Here is an 18470-nt window from a genome sequence, read left to right on the forward strand (position 1 = left end):
CCTTATAACCCAATGTCATAACTCTAGCGCAAAACAATCCTTTGCAGCAGACCACAGAATGCCTATTGTCGCGCGATTGCGATGAGTAGCTGTGTATGAATGACATCAGTTTTATAGCCGCCGGCGCTTTAGTCGGTTTTATTGTGGGCCTCACGGGCGTTGGCGGCGGCTCGCTGATGACGCCGCTGCTGACCATGATGGGCGTGCCACTGCACACCGCCATTGGTACCGACTTGCTGTATGCGGCGGTGAGCAAAACCGGCGGTGCCATCGTGCATCATCGCCATCGCAATATCGATTGGCGTATCACCTTAACGCTTGCCGCCGGCAGTGTGCCCGCCGCCGCGCTCACGGTCTACGCATTGGCGAACTGGTTTCCCGACGCCAATAGCTATAAGCATATTCTCACCACGGCGCTCGGCTTTATGCTGTTGGTCAGCGCGCTGAGTATATTGCTGCGCCCAGCCATTCAACGCCGTCTCGCCCAACGCAAAACCTCGAGTTGGGGCGTGCGTGCTTGGGTCGAGCGCCATACGCAGCTGCTCACGATCATCATGGGCGTGCTGCTCGGTGTCTTGGTCACCTTGTCGTCGGTTGGTGCCGGTGTCTTTGGCGTGATGGTGTTGGTGTCGCTATTTCCCGCGCTGAAAATGATCAAGGTCATCGGCACTGATGTCACCCATGCGGTGTTGCTTACGCTTGTTGCGGGTCTCGGCCACATGAGCATGGGCCATGTCGACTGGCCTATGCTGGGTTGGTTGCTCATCGGCTCGCTACCAATGATCGTGATTGGCACCACCCTAAGCTCGCGACTGCGCGAAGACATCATTCGTCCGATTTTAGGCACAACCTTATTACTACTGAGCGTGCGGTTCATTTTCGCCTAATGATTGGGGTATGATCGAGCGCTACGTGGAGACTACGCATGAGCCTTGAAGACACCCCCATTGATGATGTGAACATCCGTTCCATCGATGTATTAGTAACGCCCGCCGAGCTGCGCAAAGCCCTACCGATGAGCCTTGGCGCGCACCGCACGGTGGCCGAAGGCCGTCAGGTCATTCGCAACATTCTCGATGGCAAAGACCATCGCTTGTTTGTGGTGATCGGCCCCTGCTCCATTCACGACCTCAAAGCCGCGCAGGAATACGCCCAGCGCTTAAAAGCCTTGGCCGAGGAAGTCAGCGACAGCATTTATTTGGTCATGCGCGTGTATTTTGAAAAACCGCGCACCACCGTGGGCTGGAAAGGTCTGATTAACGACCCGCGCATGGATGACAGCTTCCGCATTGAAGAGGGTCTGCACATCGGTCGTCAGCTGCTCATTGAGCTCAATGAAATGGGCCTGCCCTGCGCCACCGAAGCACTCGACCCCATGTCGCCTCAATACTTGCACGACCTCATTGCCTGGTCGGCGATTGGCGCGCGCACCACCGAGTCGCAAACCCATCGCGAAATGTCCTCAGGGCTGTCTAGCCCGGTTGGCTTTAAAAATGGCACCGATGGCGGCCTCACTGTCGCCACCAATGCGCTGCTCTCGGTACGAAACGCCCACAGCTTTTTAGGCATCAACAACGATGGCAAGGTCGCCGTCATTAACACCACCGGCAACGCCTACGGGCATGTGGTGCTGCGCGGCGGCGATGGCAAACCTAACTACGACTCAGTCTCGGTGGCCTTAGCCGAGCGTGCGCTCGAGAAAGCCAAAGCGCCGATGAACATCATGATTGATGCCTCGCACGCCAACTCCAATAAAGACCCAGCCCTGCAACCGCTGGTCATGGATAACGTTGCCAATCAAATCGTTGAGGGCAATACCTCAATCATCGGCATGATGGTGGAGTCACACCTGAAGTTTGGTCGCCAAGACATCCCGAAAGACTTGAGCCAACTGGTCTATGGTCAGTCGGTAACCGATGGCTGCATTGATTGGGAAACTACTGAAAAAGCCGTGCGCTCGATGCGCGAGAAGATCAAAGCGGTGCTGCCAGGTCGTCGTCAGCCTTCATAAGTGAATGACTGACTGAGCGTGCCCATCTGGGCCGCTTAAGCAAATAAAAAGCCCGGTCAATGCCGGGCTTTTTTGTAACGACAGCGGCTTATTTAAAATACGCGTTGTCTTTCACTGTGTGATCGGTCTCGTCAGTGACCCGATGCAAATCGGGAATGGCCGCTTTTAACGTCGTCTCCACGCCCTGCTTCAAGGTCATATCGACCGCCGAGCAACCTTGGCAACCACCGCCAAACTTCAGCACCGCCACCCAGCCCTCGGGCTCCTCAAAGCAGCCGGTTAAGGTGACATTGCCATTGTGTGCAGCCAAACCGGGGTTTACCTCACTAAACAGCACATGATTAATGCGCTCTTCGAGCGGGCTATCCGGTGAGATATTCGGCACTTTCGAGCGCGGCGCTTTAAAGGTGAGCTGACCGCCCATGCGATCCTTGTTGAAATCAATCACGGCATCGACCAAATAGGTCACTGAGCGGCCATCAACATAGGCGGGGAATCCGTCGAAGTCGACGCGCACGTCATCGGGCTTTTCCTCACCCTTGGTGCAATAGGCCATGCAGCATTCAGCGCGTGGCGTGCCGGGATTTTCAACAAAAATACGCACGCCAATACCATCGCTGTTTTGCTTGGCCAGCAGCTCACGCAAATACCCTTGCGCAGCTTCGGTAATCTGTAAATTAGTCATGGCAGCGGCGTCGCCAACAACCATATGCTGTGTCTCTGGCTGACTCATGAACGCTCCTTAACGCGGCCATCGCATGGGTGGCCTGCAAAAAAATGGACATAAAGTATAGCATCTTGCGAGCAGGCCATGCCTTCGCCGTGGGCTTCTGTTAAACTAAATATCCATTTTTTTTGATAGATGATTGCCCATGTCTCGCGCCGACCGTCTGAACAGTTTCCATCAGCAACTCGCCCAACGCATTTTGGTTCTCGACGGCGGTATGGGCACGATGATTCAGCAGCGCAAGCTTTCTGAGGAACAGTATCGCGGCGCGCGCTTTGCCGACTGGCCACGCGATGTGAAAGGCAATAATGACCTGCTGGTACTGAGCCAACCCGACATCATTGCCGAGATTCACGGCGCGTATTTGGCGGCCGGCGCCGACATCATTGAAACCAACTCCTTTAACGGCACGCAAGTGTCCATGGCCGACTACGGCATGGAGTCATTGGTCACCGAGCTCAATTTTGAAGCCGCGGCACTCGCACGCCGTGTCGCCGATGAGTTCACCTCACGTGAACCGCAGAAACCGCGCTATGTTGCGGGTGTCATTGGCCCGACTTCACGCACCTGCTCGATCTCACCGGATGTCAACAATCCGGCTTTCCGCAATGTCAGTTTCGACTTACTGGTGGAAAATTACCTCGAGGCCACATTAGCCTTGATCGATGGCGGCGCTGACCTGATTCTCATCGAAACCGTGTTTGACACGCTCAATGCCAAGGCCGCAATTTTTGCCGTGCAAGAGGCCTTTGCGCAATCTGGCACCACCTTGCCGATCATGATCTCCGGCACCATTACCGATGCTTCCGGCCGCACGCTGTCGGGCCAAACCGCTGAGGCCTTTTGGAACTCGGTGCGTCATGCCAAACCCATTTCCATTGGCTTTAACTGCGCGCTTGGCGGCAAAGAGTTGCGCCCGTATGTGCAAGAACTTGCGACTAAGGCCGACACCTTTGTCAGTGCCCACCCCAATGCTGGTCTGCCCAATGCCTTTGGCGAATACGACGAAACGCCGGAACAGACGGCTGCGATCATCGAAGAGTTTGCCGCTAGTGGCTTTTTAAATATCGTTGGCGGCTGCTGCGGTACCATGCCCACGCACATCGAAGCGATTGCTAAAGCGGTGGCCGATAAAGCCCCGCGCGTGGTGCCTGAGTTGCCGCGTGCCTGCCGACTCTCAGGACTTGAGCCATTTACGATTGGTGCAGACAGCCTGTTTGTCAATGTCGGCGAGCGCACCAACATCACCGGCTCGAAAAAATTCGCGCGCTTAATTCGCGAAGAAAACTACGCCGAAGCGCTGGAGATTGCCCGCCAGCAAGTCGATAACGGCGCGCAAATCGTCGATATCAATATGGATGAGGGCATGCTCGACTCGCTCGGCGCCATGGTGAAATTTCTCAATATGGCCGCCACCGAACCGGACATTTGCCGCGTGCCGTTTATGGTCGACTCCTCGAAATGGGAGATTATTGAGGCTGGCCTCAAGTGCATCCAAGGTAAATCAGTGGTGAACTCGATCTCCATGAAAGAAGGCGTGGACGAGTTCAAAGAGCGCGCGCGCCTGTGTATGCGCTATGGCGCCGCCGTCATCGTCATGGCCTTCGATGAAAAAGGCCAGGCCGACACCGCCGCGCGCAAAGCCGAAATCTGCAAACGCTCCTACGATATTTTAGTCAATGAAGTCGGCTTTCCGCCCGAAGACATTATTTTCGATCCCAACGTCTTTGCCGTGGCCACCGGCATTGAGGAGCACAACAACTACGCCGTCGATTTCATCGAGGCCTGCACCTACATCACCAACAACCTGCCTTACGCGAAAATTTCCGGCGGCATCTCCAATGTGTCATTTTCCTTCCGCGGCAATGAGCTGGTGCGCGAAGCCATCCACTCGGTATTCCTCTACCACGCGATTCGCGAAGGCTTAACCATGGGCATCGTCAATGCCGGTCAGTTGGCGATCTACGAAGACATTCCGGCCGAGCTCAAAGCCTGTGTCGAAGATGTCATTTTGAATACGCGCGAAGACGGCACCGAGCGCCTGCTGGCACTCGCCGAGCGCTATCGCGGCGAAGGTGGTAAGCAAATTGTTGAGGATCTTTCGTGGCGCGAATGGCCCGTCAATAAACGCCTGGAACATGCGCTGGTGAAAGGCATCACCACGTATATCGTGGAAGATACCGAACTCTCACGCCAGCAAGCCGAGCGCCCGATTCACGTCATTGAAGGCCCGCTCATGGACGGCATGAATGTGGTCGGCGACCTGTTTGGCTCGGGCAAAATGTTTTTGCCACAGGTAGTCAAATCCGCTCGCGTCATGAAGCAAGCCGTGAACCACCTGATTCCGTTTATTGAAGAAGAGAAAAACGGCGTGGTGGAGGCCAAAGGCAAAGTCTTAATGGCCACCGTGAAAGGCGACGTGCATGACATCGGCAAAAATATCGTCGGCGTGGTACTCGGCTGCAATGGCTATGACATCGTCGATATGGGCGTGATGGTACCGGCCGACAAAATCTTGCAAACCGCCATCGATGAAAAAGTCGACATCATTGGTCTGTCAGGCCTGATCACGCCCTCGCTGGATGAAATGGTGCATGTGGCGCGCGAAATGCAGCGCCTCGACTTTAAGATCCCGCTGCTGATTGGCGGTGCGACCACCTCGAAGGCACACACGGCGGTAAAAATCGATCCGCATTACAGCAATGATGCGGTGATTTATGTCGCTGATGCCTCGCGCGCCGTGGGTGTGGTCACCACATTGCTCAATAAAACCGCCAAGCCGGCATTTGTTGCCGAACGCCGCGCCGAATACGCCGAGACGCGCGAGCGCATCAACAGCCGTGAGCCACGCGGCAAGCGCCTAAGCTACACCGAGGCAGTCGCCGCAGGCTTAACAAGCGATTGGTCAACCGCCACGCCGGTCACGCCAAAACAGCTTGGTGTGCAGGTCTTTGATCATTACGATCTCGCTGAACTGGTCGAGTATTTCGACTGGCAGCCATTTTTCATGGCCTGGAGCCTGCACGGCAAATACCCCGCCATTTTGCAAGATGACGTGGTCGGTGAGGCTGCCCGCGACTTATTTAACGATGCCCAAACGATGCTTGAGCGCATCATTGCCGAGAAGCATTTCCGTGTGCGCGGTGTCATAGGTTTGTGGCCCGCCAACCGCATTGGCGCCGATGACGTGCGCGTTTGGGCCGATGCCGAGAAGTCCGAGCGGCTCGGCGAGATCCATAGCTTGCGCATGCAAAATGAGCAAGTCAGCGGCAAGCCCAACTTGTCATTGGCCGATTTTGTTGCCCCCGAAGACAGCGGCAAAGATGACTATGTGGGCGGTTTCACGGTCTCGGTACACGGCGCCGATGAGTTTGCGCAAACCTTCGAAGATTCCGGCGACACTTACAACAGCATCTTGATTAAATCGCTAGCTGACCGTTTTGCCGAGGCCTTCGCCGAGCGCCTACATCAGCGCGTACGCTTGGAGTTTTGGGGCTATGCCGCCGATGAGATACTCGATAATAGCGATCTCATTGCCGAGAAATATGCCGGTATACGCCCCGCACCGGGCTACCCCGCCTGCCCAGATCACACCGAAAAAGCCGAGCTGTTTCGCTGGCTCAATGCCACCGAAAACACCGGCACCGTGCTCACCGAGCATTTCGCCATGTACCCCACGGCAGCGGTCTCCGGCTGGTACTTCGCGCATCCGCAGGCGAGCTATTTTAATGTCGGCAAACTTGGCGAAGATCAGGTCAAGGACTATGCTGAGCGCAAGGGCTGGGACATGCCGACCGCTGAGCGTTGGCTAATGCCCAATTTAGGCTATGATGTGAGCAATAACTAAACGATCGGCACGAACCCTCCGTGACCGATCACAAGATCTGGTCACGCCCTTGAGGCGTCAAACAGACGGAGGTATTGAGTGCCCAATGGTTACAGCAACCCCGCTCCACCCGGTGGCGTAAAACTGAAAAAACGCACGCGCTTTCGCATGGCTGTCAGCCGTATATTGCGTAGTGGTTTTAATGTCGCCGGCTTGAAAAAAACCGATCTCGATGAAAACGCCGAAGCCGCTGAGATTTTTGTGCTCACCGGCATCTTAGTGACGTTGCTGACCATCGCGGCGATTTGGTTTGGCCTGCAACAATTTCTTGAGGCCATGCACCAATAATTACACGCGTGGGCTGTGCACACTGCGTTGCCACCAGCGCAACAGCAGGTTATCGATCGAGCTCGTCGCCGCAATGCCTAAGCGCTGACCTAAGGTCTTTTTCTCGCGCCAATGCAGCGCAAACAGTTCGGCCTCCGCGGCGCGTTGGCGCAAATAATCATCGCTAGTTTGTAGGCTATCGACTAAGCCAAGGCTCAATGCTTGTTGGCCATACCAATGCTCGCCGGTCGCCACCACGGCCAAATCCACTTGCGAACGCCATTGCGCCACATGGGCTTTAAACAGCTCGTGGGTATCGTTGAGATCTTCCTGGAACTTGGCGCGGCCCTCGTCGGTGTTTTCGCCGATCATCGTCAGCGTGCGCTTGTATTGACCGGCGGTCATCAGCTCCACGTCGATGTCATTTTTCTTCAATAAGCGATGCACATTGGGGATTTGAGCGACCACACCTATCGAGCCAATCACCGCAAATGGCGCGGCAATCAGCTGGTCGGCTAAACACGCCATCATGTAGCCACCGCTGGCAGCAACGGCATCGACGCAGATCGTTAAACGAATACCGGCGGCACGAATGCGCGCGAGCTGCGAAGAGGCCAGGCCGTAGCTGTGCACGAGACCACCAGGGCTCTCTAAGACCAGCACGACTTCATCGCGCTCAGGCACTGCCACGGCGAGCAACGCCGAGATTTCATGGCGTAATTGCGCCACGGCTGAGGCCGCCATATCGCCAGTAAAACGCAGCACATAGACCTGCGCTTTCGGGCTCGCCTCGGTGGTCTGTTTAGCGGCTTTTTTCTCGGCCTTGGCTTTGGCTTTGCGGGCTTTGCGCTCTGCTTTTTGGGCGGCATCATCCCACACCAAACTGCGCAGCGCGTCGGCCTCCGCATCGAAGCGATCGTTCAACGCCTCAACCGCCAAATGCCCCAATGGCATGCCGGGCATATCACCGCGACGCGCACGACCAAGCATCAGCATAACCATGATGACCAGCACCGCCACCGTTACCCCTTTGGCCAAAAATAGGCCGTAATTTGCAAACCACTCAAGCATGTTTTCTCTCAGCAATAAATTGATCAATTAGTGCTCGGGCAATGCTGCCTTTTGGCGGCACCACCGGCAATTGCTCATAATGAAAAAATTGCGCATCGGCAATTTCGTCTTCTTGGCAGACAATCTCACCGCTCACGTAGTCGGCAAAAAAGCCGAGCATCAGGCTGCTCGAAAATGGCCACGACTGGCTGGCGTGATAACGAATATTGGCAATCTCCACGCCGACCTCTTCGCGCACTTCGCGAATCAGCGTTTGCTCGGCACTTTCACCAGCCTCCATAAAACCGGCCAAGGCACTGTACATGCCATTGGTAAAGCGCGTGGCCTGCGCCAAGAGCAGCTCATCACCACGAGAAATAATCGCAATCACGCAGGGGTTGATGCGCGGATACACCGAGCTGCCACAGGGTGCGCAGACGCGTGCTCGTTCGCCACGCGCATGCGCCTGCATGGGGCCGCCGCAACGGCCACAAAATTGGTGCGTCTCGGACCATTCCAGCACTTGCATGCAGCGCCCAAGCAAGTCAAAGCCTACCGGTGTTAGCAAGGCAAGCAGGCTGCGCACATCGACCCAGATAAAGCCATCGGGGGCGATGCTCAGTGACCATGCCATGGCCGGCTCAGCGCCCCAAGGTCCGGAAAAATTGCCCATATAATGCCAGGGCACGCTGGATTCGATATGCCAGAACAGCTCATCATAGCGCGGCAGACGATCGGCCAGCAGGCCCTCGGCGTGCTCGCGTAAGAGCACGCGCGGCCCATCCATGACCACAGCAAAAGCCTGCTTGGGAATCGCACCTTGCCAGTGTGTCGCTGGCTGCAAAAGCTCAGTCATAGCGACGAAACAGGCATTGCCCGCCCTCGGCGTTGGCGTCGAGCACGGCGAGCTGTTCGGCATGCGCCGCGAGCTCATCAGCCGTGGCAGGCACTACCGGCAAGGGTCTGCGATCGGCCGCCAAGCGCTTGATAGACTTGGACTTGTCGCTGCCTTGACCATCGGACTTTTCATCTTGACCGAGCTGCAGGCCAACCTGACCGCCGGTCATGGCCAAATACACATCGGCCAAAATTTCCGCGTCGAGCAAGGCGCCGTGCAAAGTGCGTTCGCGATTATCGGCGCCATAACGCCGCGCTAGCGCATCGAGATTATTTTTCTGACCCGGATGTTTTGCGCGCGCCATGGGCAAGGTATCGAGCACCGTGCAAATATCGGTAATCGGCGGCAAATCCAGCAAGGCCATCTCGTGGTTGAGAAAGCCGATATCGAAGGGGGCGTTATGAATGACTAATTCGGCCCCTTCAACAAAGTCGCGAAACGCCATGGCAATTTCATTAAAGCGTGGCTTATCGGCGAGAAACTCAGCGCTAATACCATGCACACGCTGGGCATCGGGGTCGATGTCCCGATCGGGCTGCACATAGTAATGAAAGCTCTGCCCGGTGAGGCGGCGATTGACCACCTCTAAGCAGCCCAGTTCAATGAGGCGGTGCCCACGCGAGGGATCGAGACCCGTGGTCTCGGTGTCTAAAATAATCTGTCGGCTCATCGTGCTAGTCCTGTATCGATTGCCTCGGTGGCGAGTTTATCCACCGCTTCATTACCGGGGTCGCCGGCATGGCCCTTGACCCAGCGCCAATCCACCACATGGGGCTCGGCGGCGACAATTAATGCCTGCCAAATATCGGCATTTTTTACCGGCTGCTTGGCGGCTGTTTTCCAGCCCCGTGCCTGCCAGCCCGGCAGCCATTCGCTCATGCCTTTGCGCAAGTACTCCGAGTCTGTCCACAGCACCACGCGTGATGGCGATTTCAGCGCGCGCAAAGCCATCAACGCGGCCGTCAGCTCCATGCGATTATTCGTGGTCGCTGGCTCATATCCTGATATCGACTTTTCATGCACACCGCTGCGGAGCAACGCGCCCCAGCCGCCAGGGCCGGGATTACCGCGGCAAGCACCATCGGTATAAATCACCACCTCATTCATGCGTATTCCTGTGTTTAATACTCGGCCAAGCCGCCGCCCAAGCCGACCGATTGTTTGTGTTTTTCTCGCCTAGCGGCGTCACGCGGTAGGTAGTTTTTTGCCAATGCTGCACACACCATTGCGCCACTGGTAAATAGCGCTGCCAGGGCGCGACCCAATAGCGCGCCAGCGGAGCCGGCAGCAAGCTCAGTCGCCTCACATCGCCCCAATGTTGCGCTTGTAGCTGCCACCCTAACGCCTGCGCTTGCGCCATGCCGGCACGACACCATTGCGCCAAATGCGCTTGCGGGATAAGCATCAACACGCGTCCGTCATCGGCCAGACAGCTATCCATTTCGGTCAGCACGCGCGACTGGCGCGCCACAGTAGCGGTGTTCCAGGCCATGAGCACCGCATCGAAAGTTTGCGGCCGAAAAGGCCAGGCTTGCGGATCGATAACCGCTGCCGCGCAGTCATCATCAGCCGTTGCCACCACATGTTTGTGTAAGGGTCGCGAGCTGGGCATATCGCGCAATGCCGGTGGCAAATCGACCAATAGCGCAGACACACCATGACAGCTGGGCAATGCCAAGCGCCACGCCTGCTGCTCACGCTCGCTCAACGGTGGCCATGGGGTGCGTGCTGTGCGGCTTTGGTGTAATTTCATGGCCACGATTATTGAACTTAAGACCCCATCATGTCATCACCTCAAACACCGATCATCACGCCATTACCCTGCTTTATTGATAATTATATGTGGCATATCGCTACGCCCGAGGGTGATTGGGTCGTTGATCCTGGCGATGCCAACGTAGTGCTCGCGCATCAGCGCACCCGCGAAAAGCCGTTAATTGGCATACTCATTACGCACCACCACCTGGACCACACCGCCGGTATTGCGGCGCTTGTTGAGGCCTTTGCTATGCCCGTCTATGGGCCAAATGAAGTACGCGAGGGCATTAGCCATTACGTGACGAGTTCGCAGCGCTGGCAGCTAGCCGGGTTGGGTAATGTCGACATTATCGATGTGGCAGCGCACACACGCGGCCATATTGCCTTTTATTTGGCAGATCACGGACAGCTCCTGTGTGGCGATAGTTTGTTTAGCGCGGGGTGTGGCCGGCTATTTGAAGGTACACCAGCCGATCTCGCGCGCGTTATGGCAACCATTAGTACGTTACCGTCTACCACCATGATCTACCCAACCCACGAATACACCGCCGCCAATATACGCTTTGCCCAAGCTGTTGAGCCCAACAACGCCGCGCTGGCAGACTACGCCGAGCAAGTGGCTCAATGGCGCGCCGCCGATCGCCCCAGCCTGCCCACGACATTGGCGCGTGAGTTAGCCATCAACCCCTTTTTGCGCAGTCACGAGGCCAGCGTCGTTGAAGCGGCAAGCGCACACGCCCAACGTAGCCTGCAAAGCGGCGAACAAACCTTGGCAACACTGCGCGCTTGGAAAGACAATTTTTAGTACACTGCGTTAAAAATAATGAGAATACCTATGTTTGCTCTGCCGTCATCGGCGCGTTTTTTTCGCCTCCTCGCTGTTGCCAGCACATTGTCATTTTTAACGGCATGCGCCAGTGCGCCAACGGTTAGCCGCGCAACGCAACCGCCCATGAAGCAGAAAGCACCCGAGCCTGCCGCCAGCGTGCACGAATCCCCGGCGAGCTTCATCACCCGTACGATTGCGCCCGCCACCAGCGACGCTGAACAACTTGCTATCGACGCAGCAGAAGCTGACACCGCCATCAGTGCAACGCTCCCTGTCACGGATGATGACCCTGCGCTTGCCGAGTCTATTGTCATCTCGGTGCCAGTGGCAGCAATTGGCAATCCGTCATCGAGCACCAACCTCGTGCAGCGCCTGCGCCGTGGCTTCAAAATGCCGACGCGCTATAACGCACGAATTTCAGCTGAATTTACGCGCTTTGCAGGACAACAACGCTACATTGACGAGCTTATGGAGCGTGCGTCGCGCTTTATGTATACCGCGGTTGCCGAGGCTGAACGCCGCGGCCTACCCACCGAGCTTGCCCTACTACCGATCATTGAAAGTGCCTACGACCCATCGGCCACATCACGCTCTAACGCCGCCGGACTCTGGCAGTTCATTCCCGATACTGGACGCTTGTATGGGCTCCGACAAACATATTGGTTTGATGCCCGCCGCGACCCCCTAGAGTCAACACGCGCAGCCTATGATTATTTGGCAAAACTCTATGGCATGTTTGGCGACTGGGATCTGGTGTTGGCCTCGTATAATGCCGGACCTGGCACGGTCTCGCGTGCCATGAGTGCCAATGCCGCGCGCGGCCGTAGCACCGATTATTGGTCGTTAAATTTGTCGGCTGAGGCCACCGCCTATGTGCCTCGGTTTTTAGCGGTTGTGTCATTGTTTAAAGACCCAGTAAGCGCCGGTGTCAGCATTCCCAGCATCCCAAACCGACCTTATTTCCGTACCATTGCTGCGCAAGGCACGCTATCACTCGATACCGTCGCGGCGCTCTCTGGTATTCAGCTCGAAGAATTACAAACGCTCAATGCCGGCCTGCTGCGTGACAAACTCGCGCCCAATGGCCCGTTTTTATTGCATGTGCCCAGCACACTCGATGCCGCTAGCGAGCGCTTATTGGTGCAGCAGTCGAGTGCTAGCGATGTGCGCGTCGCCACCGCCGATGGCAGCTCAGCGCCAGTAGCGGCGTTGCCCAGTGCGCAGCTCATTCGTGCCAGCTTTATTGAGGCCAATAGCCGCAGCTACCGCATACAACGCGGCGACTCATGGTATAAAATCGCACGCGCTAATCATCTGTCTCAAAAACAACTCGTGCAGGCCAACAATGACAGCCTCAGTACAATTTTAGACGTTGGCCGTGTGATTATTATTCCCACACCTGCGGCGGCGGCTTATCAAGCACATACGTTTAGTGGTCAGCCCACGCCAAGCCCTCCTCCACGCCCGACTCAAGTCATTCAAACAGGCAATCGCGAGCTCTAAGCTATGTGGCACGGTGTTTTTATTCGCTTGGCTATGCGCTGCTGTTTTCTCGCCATGGGCCTGTTTGGTATGTCTGCTCAGGCAGCGGTACAACATAGCCATGCCATTACCTTACGTGGTGCGCCAGCACTCGCTGAAGGCTTTAGGCATTTCAACAGCGTCAATCCTGACGCACCCAAAGGCGGCCGCTTACGGCTCGATGCACTCGGCACATTCGACAGTCTTAATGGCTTTATCAACAAAGGCGTGGCGGCTGAAGGTTTAAATCGTCTTTACGACTCACTCACCGCCGGCTCAGAAGATGAGTTCGGCACGCGTTACGGGCTGCTGGCAAAACGCATTATTCGCGACCCCAACGACGCCTCATGGGTGATTTATGAGCTGCGGCCAGAAGCGCGTTTTAGCGATGGTCACCCGCTTCGCGCAGAAGACGTTGTGTTTACCTTCGAGACCCTGCTCAGCGAGGGTGCGCCAGCGTATAAAGCCTATTTTGCCGACATTGCATCAGTCACGGCGTTATCGCCATTGCGCGTGAAGTTTCGTTTCAAGCACAAAACCAATCGTGAGCTACCGATGACGGTCGGCGAAATTGGTATCTTGCCAAAACACTATTGGGCCACGCGCGAATTCAATCGCACCAGCCTTGAGGTACCGATTGGCAGCGGGCCATATGTGATCAGCGACATCGACCCCGGTCGCCGCATAAGCTATGCGCGTAACCCCGACTACTGGGCTCGAGACCTCAATGTCAATCGTGGGCGCTACAACTTCGATCAGATTAGCTATCAGTATTATCGCGATGGCAGTGTGGCATTTGAGGGCTTCAAGGCGAACCAATACGATGTCCGCGAGGAAAATAAAGCCAAAACCTGGGCAACCGAATACAACTTCCCTGCCGTCACCGATGGCCGCGTGATTTTGCAGCGCCAGCGCCACGAAAACCCGGCGCCTATGCAGGGCTTTGCCTTCAACACCCGACGCACACCACTCAATGATCTGGCGGTGCGTGAAGCGCTGAGCTTGGCATTCGATTTTGAATGGGCAAACCGAGCGCTATTTTTCGGCGCCTACACGCGTACCACCAGCTTTTATGCAAACTCCGATCTCGCTGCTCAAGGCGTGCCGAGCAAAGCCGAGCTGGCGCTGTTAAAGCCGTGGCGCAAGCAACTACCCGCCGCCGCTTTTGGCCCAGCCGTTACGCCGGCCAAAAGTGCTGGTGATGGCTATGATCGCGCGAATTTACTGCGCGCACAGGCCCTGCTCAAACAGGCCGGCTGGCACTATCGCGACGGCGCATTGCGTGATGTCGCCGGCACGCCCATGCGACTTGAGATGCTCCTTGTACAACCCGAGTTTGAGCGCATCGTGCAACCACTCCGGCGAAATCTAGCGCGTTTGGGCATCGACTTGAGCATTCGGCTGTTAGATGTTGCGCAGTACATTGAGCGGCTTCGTCAGTTTGACTTCGACCTGACCGTGACGGGCGTGCCGGCCTCGTTATCCCCGGGTAATGAGCTCTGGAGCTACTGGGGCTCGCAAAGTGCCGACACACCCGGTAGCGGCAATCTGGTGGGTTTAAAATCACCGGCCGTTGATGCGCTCATTGCGCGCATTACGCAGGCTAAAAGTCGTGACACGCTAGTCACTTCGGTGCATGCGCTCGATCGTGTTTTACGCGCCCAATGGCTGCTGATTCCGCAGTTCCACATTCCGTTTTTTCGCATCGCCCGCTGGGACTTTTTTGGCCTACCTAACGACCCGCCACGCTATGGTCTCGGTCTCGATAGCTGGTGGTGGAAAGGCTCACCTAACATCGCTCAGGAACGCTAATGGCTAGTTATATCATTCGCCGTTTGGCGCTCATGATCCCCACACTTTTTGGCATTTTGTTGATCAATTTCTTGGTGATTCAAGCCGCGCCCGGTGGGCCAGTTGAGCGATCATTGGCGCAGCTGCAAGGCATTGGTGGGCAAACCACTTTAGGGGGTAGCGCCGGCGATTTATCGGCTGCAAATGCATCTGCCGGACCCGGTTATCGCGGTAGCCAAGGCCTCAGTGCTGAACTGGTGGCCGAGATCGAAAAGCAATACGGTTTTGATAAATCCGCGAGCGAGCGTTTTGGCGACATGATTTGGCAATTTGCCCAGTTCGATTTAGGCAGCAGCTTTTATCGCGATATTCCGGTGCTTGATTTAGTCCTCGAAAAGCTACCCGTTTCGTTATCGCTCGGGCTATGGAGCACACTGCTCATTTACCTCATTGCTGTGCCACTGGGCATTCGCAAAGCCCGCCACCCGGGTAGCCGCTTTGATGTTTGGAGCAGTGGCGCAATCATTGTGGCCTATGCCATTCCTGGGTTTTTATTGGCCCTGCTGCTCATTATCGTGTTTGCCGGTGGCAGCTATTGGCAATGGTTTCCCATGCAAGGGCTGTCCTCTGAAGGGGCGGCCAACCTGCCGTGGTTTCAGCGCGCGCTAGATTATGCCCACCACTTGGTGTTACCAACGCTGTGCCTCACGCTTGGCGGCCTCGCCACGCTTACCCTGTTTACTCGCAATAGCTTTCTCGAAGAGCTGCAAAAGCCTTATGTACTGACCGCGCGGGCAAAAGGCGCGAGCGAACAACGGGTGCTTTGGGGTCATGTATTTCGCAACGCCATGCTGATTATTATTGCCGGTCTCCCCGCCACACTGTTTGGTATTTTATTCACTGGCGCGTTTCTCATTGAGGTGATTTTTAACCTCGATGGCCTTGGTCTGCTGAGCTATGAGTCCGTGATTAATCGTGATTATCCTGTGATTTTTGGCACGCTATTTTTATTCACCCTAATGGGCATGCTGCTGCGTCTATTCGGCGATTTATGTTATCGCTGGGTTGATCCACGCATCGATTTTTCGCGAGCCGGCTCATGACATTCTCACCGCTAACCCGGCGCCGTTGGGCACAATTTAAAGGCAATCGTCGCGCCTGGTGGTCACTGTGGCTGCTCATTGGCGTGTTTGCGTTGACGCTGGCAGCCGAACTTATTGCGAACGACAAGCCGCTGCTGGTGAGCTATCGCGGCACGGTCGTTGTGCCATTACTGCAAGATCGGCCTGAAACCTATTATGGGGGTGAATTTACGACGCCCACGGTCTACCGCGACCCTGCGGTGATGGCGCTGATCGAGGCGCAAGGCTGGATGCTCTGGCCCTTAATTCGCTTCAATGCCGACACCATTCATTTTGAACGCGCTGAGCCAACGCCTTCGCCACCAACGGCTGATAACTGGTTAGGCACCGACGATCAAGGCCGTGACGTCTTAGCGCGCTTGATTTATGGCGTACGCACATCGCTTGCGTTTGCCAGCTTCCTGACGCTTGCCACCGTGGTACTGGGTGTCGCTGCTGGCGCCTTGCAGGGTTATTTTGGCGGTTGGGTAGACTTGCTTGGACAGCGCATTACCGAGGTATGGTCGGGCCTGCCCGTGCTGTTTATGCTGATTATTTTGTCGAGCTTGGTAACCCCAAATTTTTGGTGGCTGCTGGCCCTGCTCACGCTATTTAGTTGGACAGACTTAAGCGGCTTAGTGCGTGCTGAGTTTTTACGCACACGCCAACTCGACTATGTGCGGGCGGCGCGAGCCATGGGTGTGCGCTCCAGCGTCTTGGTTTGGCGGCATGTATTGCCCAATGCCGCGGTCACCACCCTGACACTGCTGCCGTTTATTTTTACCGGGGCTATTGGCCTGCTAACGTCATTAGACTTTTTAGGGTTTGGCTTACCGCCCGGCTCGGCGTCATTAGGCGAGATGATTGCGCAAGGTAAAAATAACCTGCAAGCACCATGGCTAGGACTGACGGCATTTTTTAGCTTAAGTGTGCTGCTGAGTTTGCTGGTGTTTATTGGTGAGGGCTTGCGTGATGCCTTTGACCCACGCCATGTTGAGGTCAAATGATGAATCCGCTGATACGCATTGAGCATTTGAGCATTTGTCACGGCCAGCACAACCTAGTCGATGACGTGAGCTTGCACGTCGATGCCGGCGAATGGCTGGCGCTTGTCGGCGAGTCGGGCTCGGGAAAATCACTGACTGCCCTTGCCTGTCTTGGGCTGTTGCCCCCGAGCTTACGCAGCGATGGTGTCGTGCACGTTGCTGGCACACATCTCAGCCAAGCCAGTGCCAGCACCTTGCGGGCGTTACGTGGCGGCCGCGTGGGCATGATCTACCAAGAGCCATTGAGTGCGCTCAATCCCTTACAGCGCATTGGCCAGCAGCTCATTGAGGCGGTTACGCTGCACAAATCTATCGACCGCGCGCTGGCACGGCAGCAGGTCATTCGTTTGCTGCGTGAGGTCGGTATTGATGAGCCCGAGCGGCGCCTGCGCGCATGGCCGCATGAGCTCTCCGGCGGCCAACGCCAACGCGTGGTCATTGCCATGGCATTGGTGAACTCACCGACTGTGCTCATTGCCGATGAGCCCACCACGGCACTCGATGCGCTGCTGCAAAGCCAAATACTAGACCTACTGAAATCGCTGCAAAAAAGTCGTCAATTAAGCATTCTGTTTATTAGTCATAACTTACCGCAAGTGCGGCGCTATGCTGACCGGGTGATGGTCATGCAAGCCGGGCGTGTGATCGAGTCGGCAGCCACCGAGGTGATTTTTTCTGCGCCTCAACAGGCCTATACGCAAAAGCTCCTGCAACCGTTTGCAAGCCCGATAAAGCCGACACTCAATGACTCGGCCAGCACGGTACTCAGCATCAGCCAACTGCTTGTGCGCTACCCTCGCAAACAGGCGTGGTGGGGTGGTATTACCGCGTGGCATGAGGCCGTGAAAGGCGTCGGCTTAACGCTGCGAGCGGGTGAGTCATTGGGCATTGTTGGTGAATCTGGCTCGGGAAAATCGAGCTTAGCCGCGGCGTTATTGCGACTGACTCCGGCACAGGGTCGCGTGGTGGTGCTCGGGCGTGACTGGCTGGCGTTGCAAGGCCGCGATTTACGCCAAGCGCGAGCACAGCTACAAATCGTCTTTCAGGACCCCTATGGCAGCCTCAGCCCGCGCCTTACCGTCGCCGATATTGTTGCTGAGGGCCTGCTGGCACATGCGTCATTGTCAGCAGCGGCCCTTGATACGGCGGTGGTGACGGCTCTACAAGCAGTGAGTCTCGATCCCGACACGCGCCATCGCTACCCGCATGAGTTTTCTGGCGGCCAGCGCCAGCGTATTGCGTTAGCGCGTGCGATTATTTTGAAGCCCGCCATTTTAATTCTCGATGAGCCGACCTCCGCACTCGATCGCCATACCCAAGGGGAAGTCGTCGAGCTGCTGCGTCGTATTCAGGCCGAACAAGGCATTGCCATGCTGTTTATTAGTCACGATCTCGCTGTGGTGCGCGCGCTCTGTCATCGCTTAATTGTTCTGCGTGAGGGCCGTATTATTGAGCAAGGCGATTGTGAGCGAATATTTCAAGCGCCCCAACACAGCTACACAAAGGCCTTGGTTGCTGACTTGCCGCGCGAGCAGCCGACGCAGCAGCGCGCCTAAGGTGTCATG

16 protein-coding genes are annotated in these 18470 nt (G+C 56.2%); 10 read left to right on the top strand and 6 right to left on the bottom strand.

From position 1 onward, the window contains the following. The first annotated feature begins 95 nt into the window (after window positions 1-95). Both DFR26_RS10375 and DFR26_RS10380 read left to right on the top strand, forming a co-directional pair. A complete protein-coding gene (locus DFR26_RS10375; protein ID WP_116208890.1) occupies window positions 96-887 on the top strand; it encodes a sulfite exporter TauE/SafE family protein in 792 nt (263 codons plus the stop codon). Window positions 888-925: 38 nt separating this feature from the next. Beyond that, window positions 926-2011, top strand: coding sequence for a 3-deoxy-7-phosphoheptulonate synthase (locus tag DFR26_RS10380; protein WP_116208891.1), 1086 nt, complete (start codon window positions 926-928; stop codon window positions 2009-2011). 88 nt (window positions 2012-2099) lie between these two features. Here the strand turns inward: DFR26_RS10380 and nfuA are convergent, their stop codons facing one another. Next, complete coding sequence (nfuA, locus tag DFR26_RS10385) at window positions 2100-2744, bottom strand: Fe-S biogenesis protein NfuA (protein ID WP_425453365.1); 645 nt, start codon at window positions 2742-2744, stop codon at window positions 2100-2102. Window positions 2745-2883: 139 nt separating this feature from the next. On the opposite strand from nfuA, the gene metH reads away from it, so the two are divergent. Beyond that, complete coding sequence (metH, locus tag DFR26_RS10390; protein ID WP_116208892.1) at window positions 2884-6585, top strand: methionine synthase; 3702 nt, start codon at window positions 2884-2886, stop codon at window positions 6583-6585. A gap of 78 nt (window positions 6586-6663) precedes the next feature. Next, on the top strand, window positions 6664-6912 hold the full coding sequence (locus DFR26_RS10395; RefSeq protein WP_116208893.1) for a hypothetical protein: 249 nt from the start codon (window positions 6664-6666) through the stop codon (window positions 6910-6912). On the opposite strand, the gene sohB is transcribed toward DFR26_RS10395, so the two are convergent. The 5 genes from sohB to DFR26_RS10420 are packed head-to-tail and all read right to left on the bottom strand — an operon-like array spanning window position 6913 to window position 10592. Further along, window positions 6913-7962, bottom strand: coding sequence for a protease SohB (gene sohB / locus DFR26_RS10400; RefSeq protein ID WP_116208894.1), 1050 nt, complete (start codon window positions 7960-7962; stop codon window positions 6913-6915). After that, window positions 7955-8797, bottom strand: a complete 843-nt coding sequence (gene nudC / locus DFR26_RS10405) for an NAD(+) diphosphatase (protein WP_220375771.1) — start codon at window positions 8795-8797, stop codon at window positions 7955-7957. Before nudC ends, sohB begins: the two co-directional genes overlap by 8 nt. After that, the gene (dnaQ, locus tag DFR26_RS10410) at window positions 8790-9509 is read right to left on the bottom strand and encodes a DNA polymerase III subunit epsilon (protein ID WP_116208895.1); all 720 of its coding nucleotides are present in this window, start codon (window positions 9507-9509) and stop codon (window positions 8790-8792) included. The genes nudC and dnaQ overlap by 8 nt, the downstream gene beginning before the upstream one ends. Continuing rightward, the gene (gene rnhA / locus DFR26_RS10415) at window positions 9506-9946 is read right to left on the bottom strand and encodes a ribonuclease HI (protein WP_116208896.1); all 441 of its coding nucleotides are present in this window, start codon (window positions 9944-9946) and stop codon (window positions 9506-9508) included. The genes dnaQ and rnhA overlap by 4 nt, the downstream gene beginning before the upstream one ends. Next, on the bottom strand, window positions 9939-10592 hold the full coding sequence (locus DFR26_RS10420) for a class I SAM-dependent methyltransferase (RefSeq protein WP_147300293.1): 654 nt from the start codon (window positions 10590-10592) through the stop codon (window positions 9939-9941). Before DFR26_RS10420 ends, rnhA begins: the two co-directional genes overlap by 8 nt. A gap of 30 nt (window positions 10593-10622) precedes the next feature. Between DFR26_RS10420 and gloB the strand changes: the two genes are divergently transcribed. The 6 genes from gloB to DFR26_RS10450 are packed head-to-tail and all read left to right on the top strand — an operon-like array spanning window position 10623 to window position 18461. Further along, the gene (gene gloB, locus DFR26_RS10425) at window positions 10623-11402 is read left to right on the top strand and encodes a hydroxyacylglutathione hydrolase (protein WP_116208898.1); all 780 of its coding nucleotides are present in this window, start codon (window positions 10623-10625) and stop codon (window positions 11400-11402) included. A gap of 30 nt (window positions 11403-11432) precedes the next feature. After that, window positions 11433-12929: a transglycosylase SLT domain-containing protein gene (locus tag DFR26_RS10430; RefSeq protein ID WP_181899052.1), complete on the top strand. Its 1497-nt coding sequence runs from the start codon at window positions 11433-11435 to the stop codon at window positions 12927-12929. A gap of 3 nt (window positions 12930-12932) precedes the next feature. After that, window positions 12933-14759 carry an extracellular solute-binding protein gene (locus DFR26_RS10435; RefSeq protein ID WP_245953061.1) on the top strand — a complete coding sequence of 609 codons (1827 nt, stop codon included), beginning with the start codon at window positions 12933-12935 and terminating at the stop codon, window positions 14757-14759. Then, on the top strand, window positions 14759-15841 hold the full coding sequence (locus tag DFR26_RS10440) for a microcin C ABC transporter permease YejB (protein ID WP_116208900.1): 1083 nt from the start codon (window positions 14759-14761) through the stop codon (window positions 15839-15841). The genes DFR26_RS10435 and DFR26_RS10440 overlap by 1 nt, the downstream gene beginning before the upstream one ends. Further along, window positions 15838-16866, top strand: a complete 1029-nt coding sequence (locus DFR26_RS10445) for an ABC transporter permease (RefSeq protein WP_116208901.1) — start codon at window positions 15838-15840, stop codon at window positions 16864-16866. The genes DFR26_RS10440 and DFR26_RS10445 overlap by 4 nt, the downstream gene beginning before the upstream one ends. Next, window positions 16863-18461 carry an ABC transporter ATP-binding protein gene (locus tag DFR26_RS10450; protein WP_220375772.1) on the top strand — a complete coding sequence of 533 codons (1599 nt, stop codon included), beginning with the start codon at window positions 16863-16865 and terminating at the stop codon, window positions 18459-18461. Before DFR26_RS10445 ends, DFR26_RS10450 begins: the two co-directional genes overlap by 4 nt. Window positions 18462-18470: the final 9 nt, after the last annotated feature.

Origin of the sequence: Paraperlucidibaca baekdonensis, from assembly GCF_003387535.1 — a bacterium.
Classification (GTDB): Bacteria; Pseudomonadota; Gammaproteobacteria; order Pseudomonadales; family Moraxellaceae; genus Perlucidibaca; species Perlucidibaca baekdonensis.

Bases quoted from the DNA above. Each gene is read 5' to 3' on its own strand.
- DFR26_RS10375 (WP_116208890.1), top strand. From the start codon at position 96: ATGAATGACATCAGTTTTATAGCCGCCGGCGCTTTAGTCGGTTTTATT.
- DFR26_RS10380 (WP_116208891.1), top strand. From the start codon at position 926: ATGAGCCTTGAAGACACCCCCATTGATGATGTGAACATCCGTTCCATC.
- nfuA (WP_425453365.1), bottom strand. From the start codon at position 2,744: ATGAGTCAGCCAGAGACACAGCATATGGTTGTTGGCGACGCCGCTGCC.
- metH (WP_116208892.1), top strand. From the start codon at position 2,884: ATGTCTCGCGCCGACCGTCTGAACAGTTTCCATCAGCAACTCGCCCAA.
- sohB (WP_116208894.1), bottom strand. From the start codon at position 7,962: ATGCTTGAGTGGTTTGCAAATTACGGCCTATTTTTGGCCAAAGGGGTA.
- nudC (WP_220375771.1), bottom strand. From the start codon at position 8,797: ATGACTGAGCTTTTGCAGCCAGCGACACACTGGCAAGGTGCGATTCCC.
- dnaQ (WP_116208895.1), bottom strand. From the start codon at position 9,509: ATGAGCCGACAGATTATTTTAGACACCGAGACCACGGGTCTCGATCCC.
- rnhA (WP_116208896.1), bottom strand. From the start codon at position 9,946: ATGAATGAGGTGGTGATTTATACCGATGGTGCTTGCCGCGGTAATCCC.
- DFR26_RS10420 (WP_147300293.1), bottom strand. From the start codon at position 10,592: ATGAAATTACACCAAAGCCGCACAGCACGCACCCCATGGCCACCGTTG.
- gloB (WP_116208898.1), top strand. From the start codon at position 10,623: ATGTCATCACCTCAAACACCGATCATCACGCCATTACCCTGCTTTATT.
- DFR26_RS10430 (WP_181899052.1), top strand. From the start codon at position 11,433: ATGTTTGCTCTGCCGTCATCGGCGCGTTTTTTTCGCCTCCTCGCTGTT.
- DFR26_RS10435 (WP_245953061.1), top strand. From the start codon at position 12,933: ATGTGGCACGGTGTTTTTATTCGCTTGGCTATGCGCTGCTGTTTTCTC.
- DFR26_RS10440 (WP_116208900.1), top strand. From the start codon at position 14,759: ATGGCTAGTTATATCATTCGCCGTTTGGCGCTCATGATCCCCACACTT.
- DFR26_RS10445 (WP_116208901.1), top strand. From the start codon at position 15,838: ATGACATTCTCACCGCTAACCCGGCGCCGTTGGGCACAATTTAAAGGC.
- DFR26_RS10450 (WP_220375772.1), top strand. From the start codon at position 16,863: ATGATGAATCCGCTGATACGCATTGAGCATTTGAGCATTTGTCACGGC.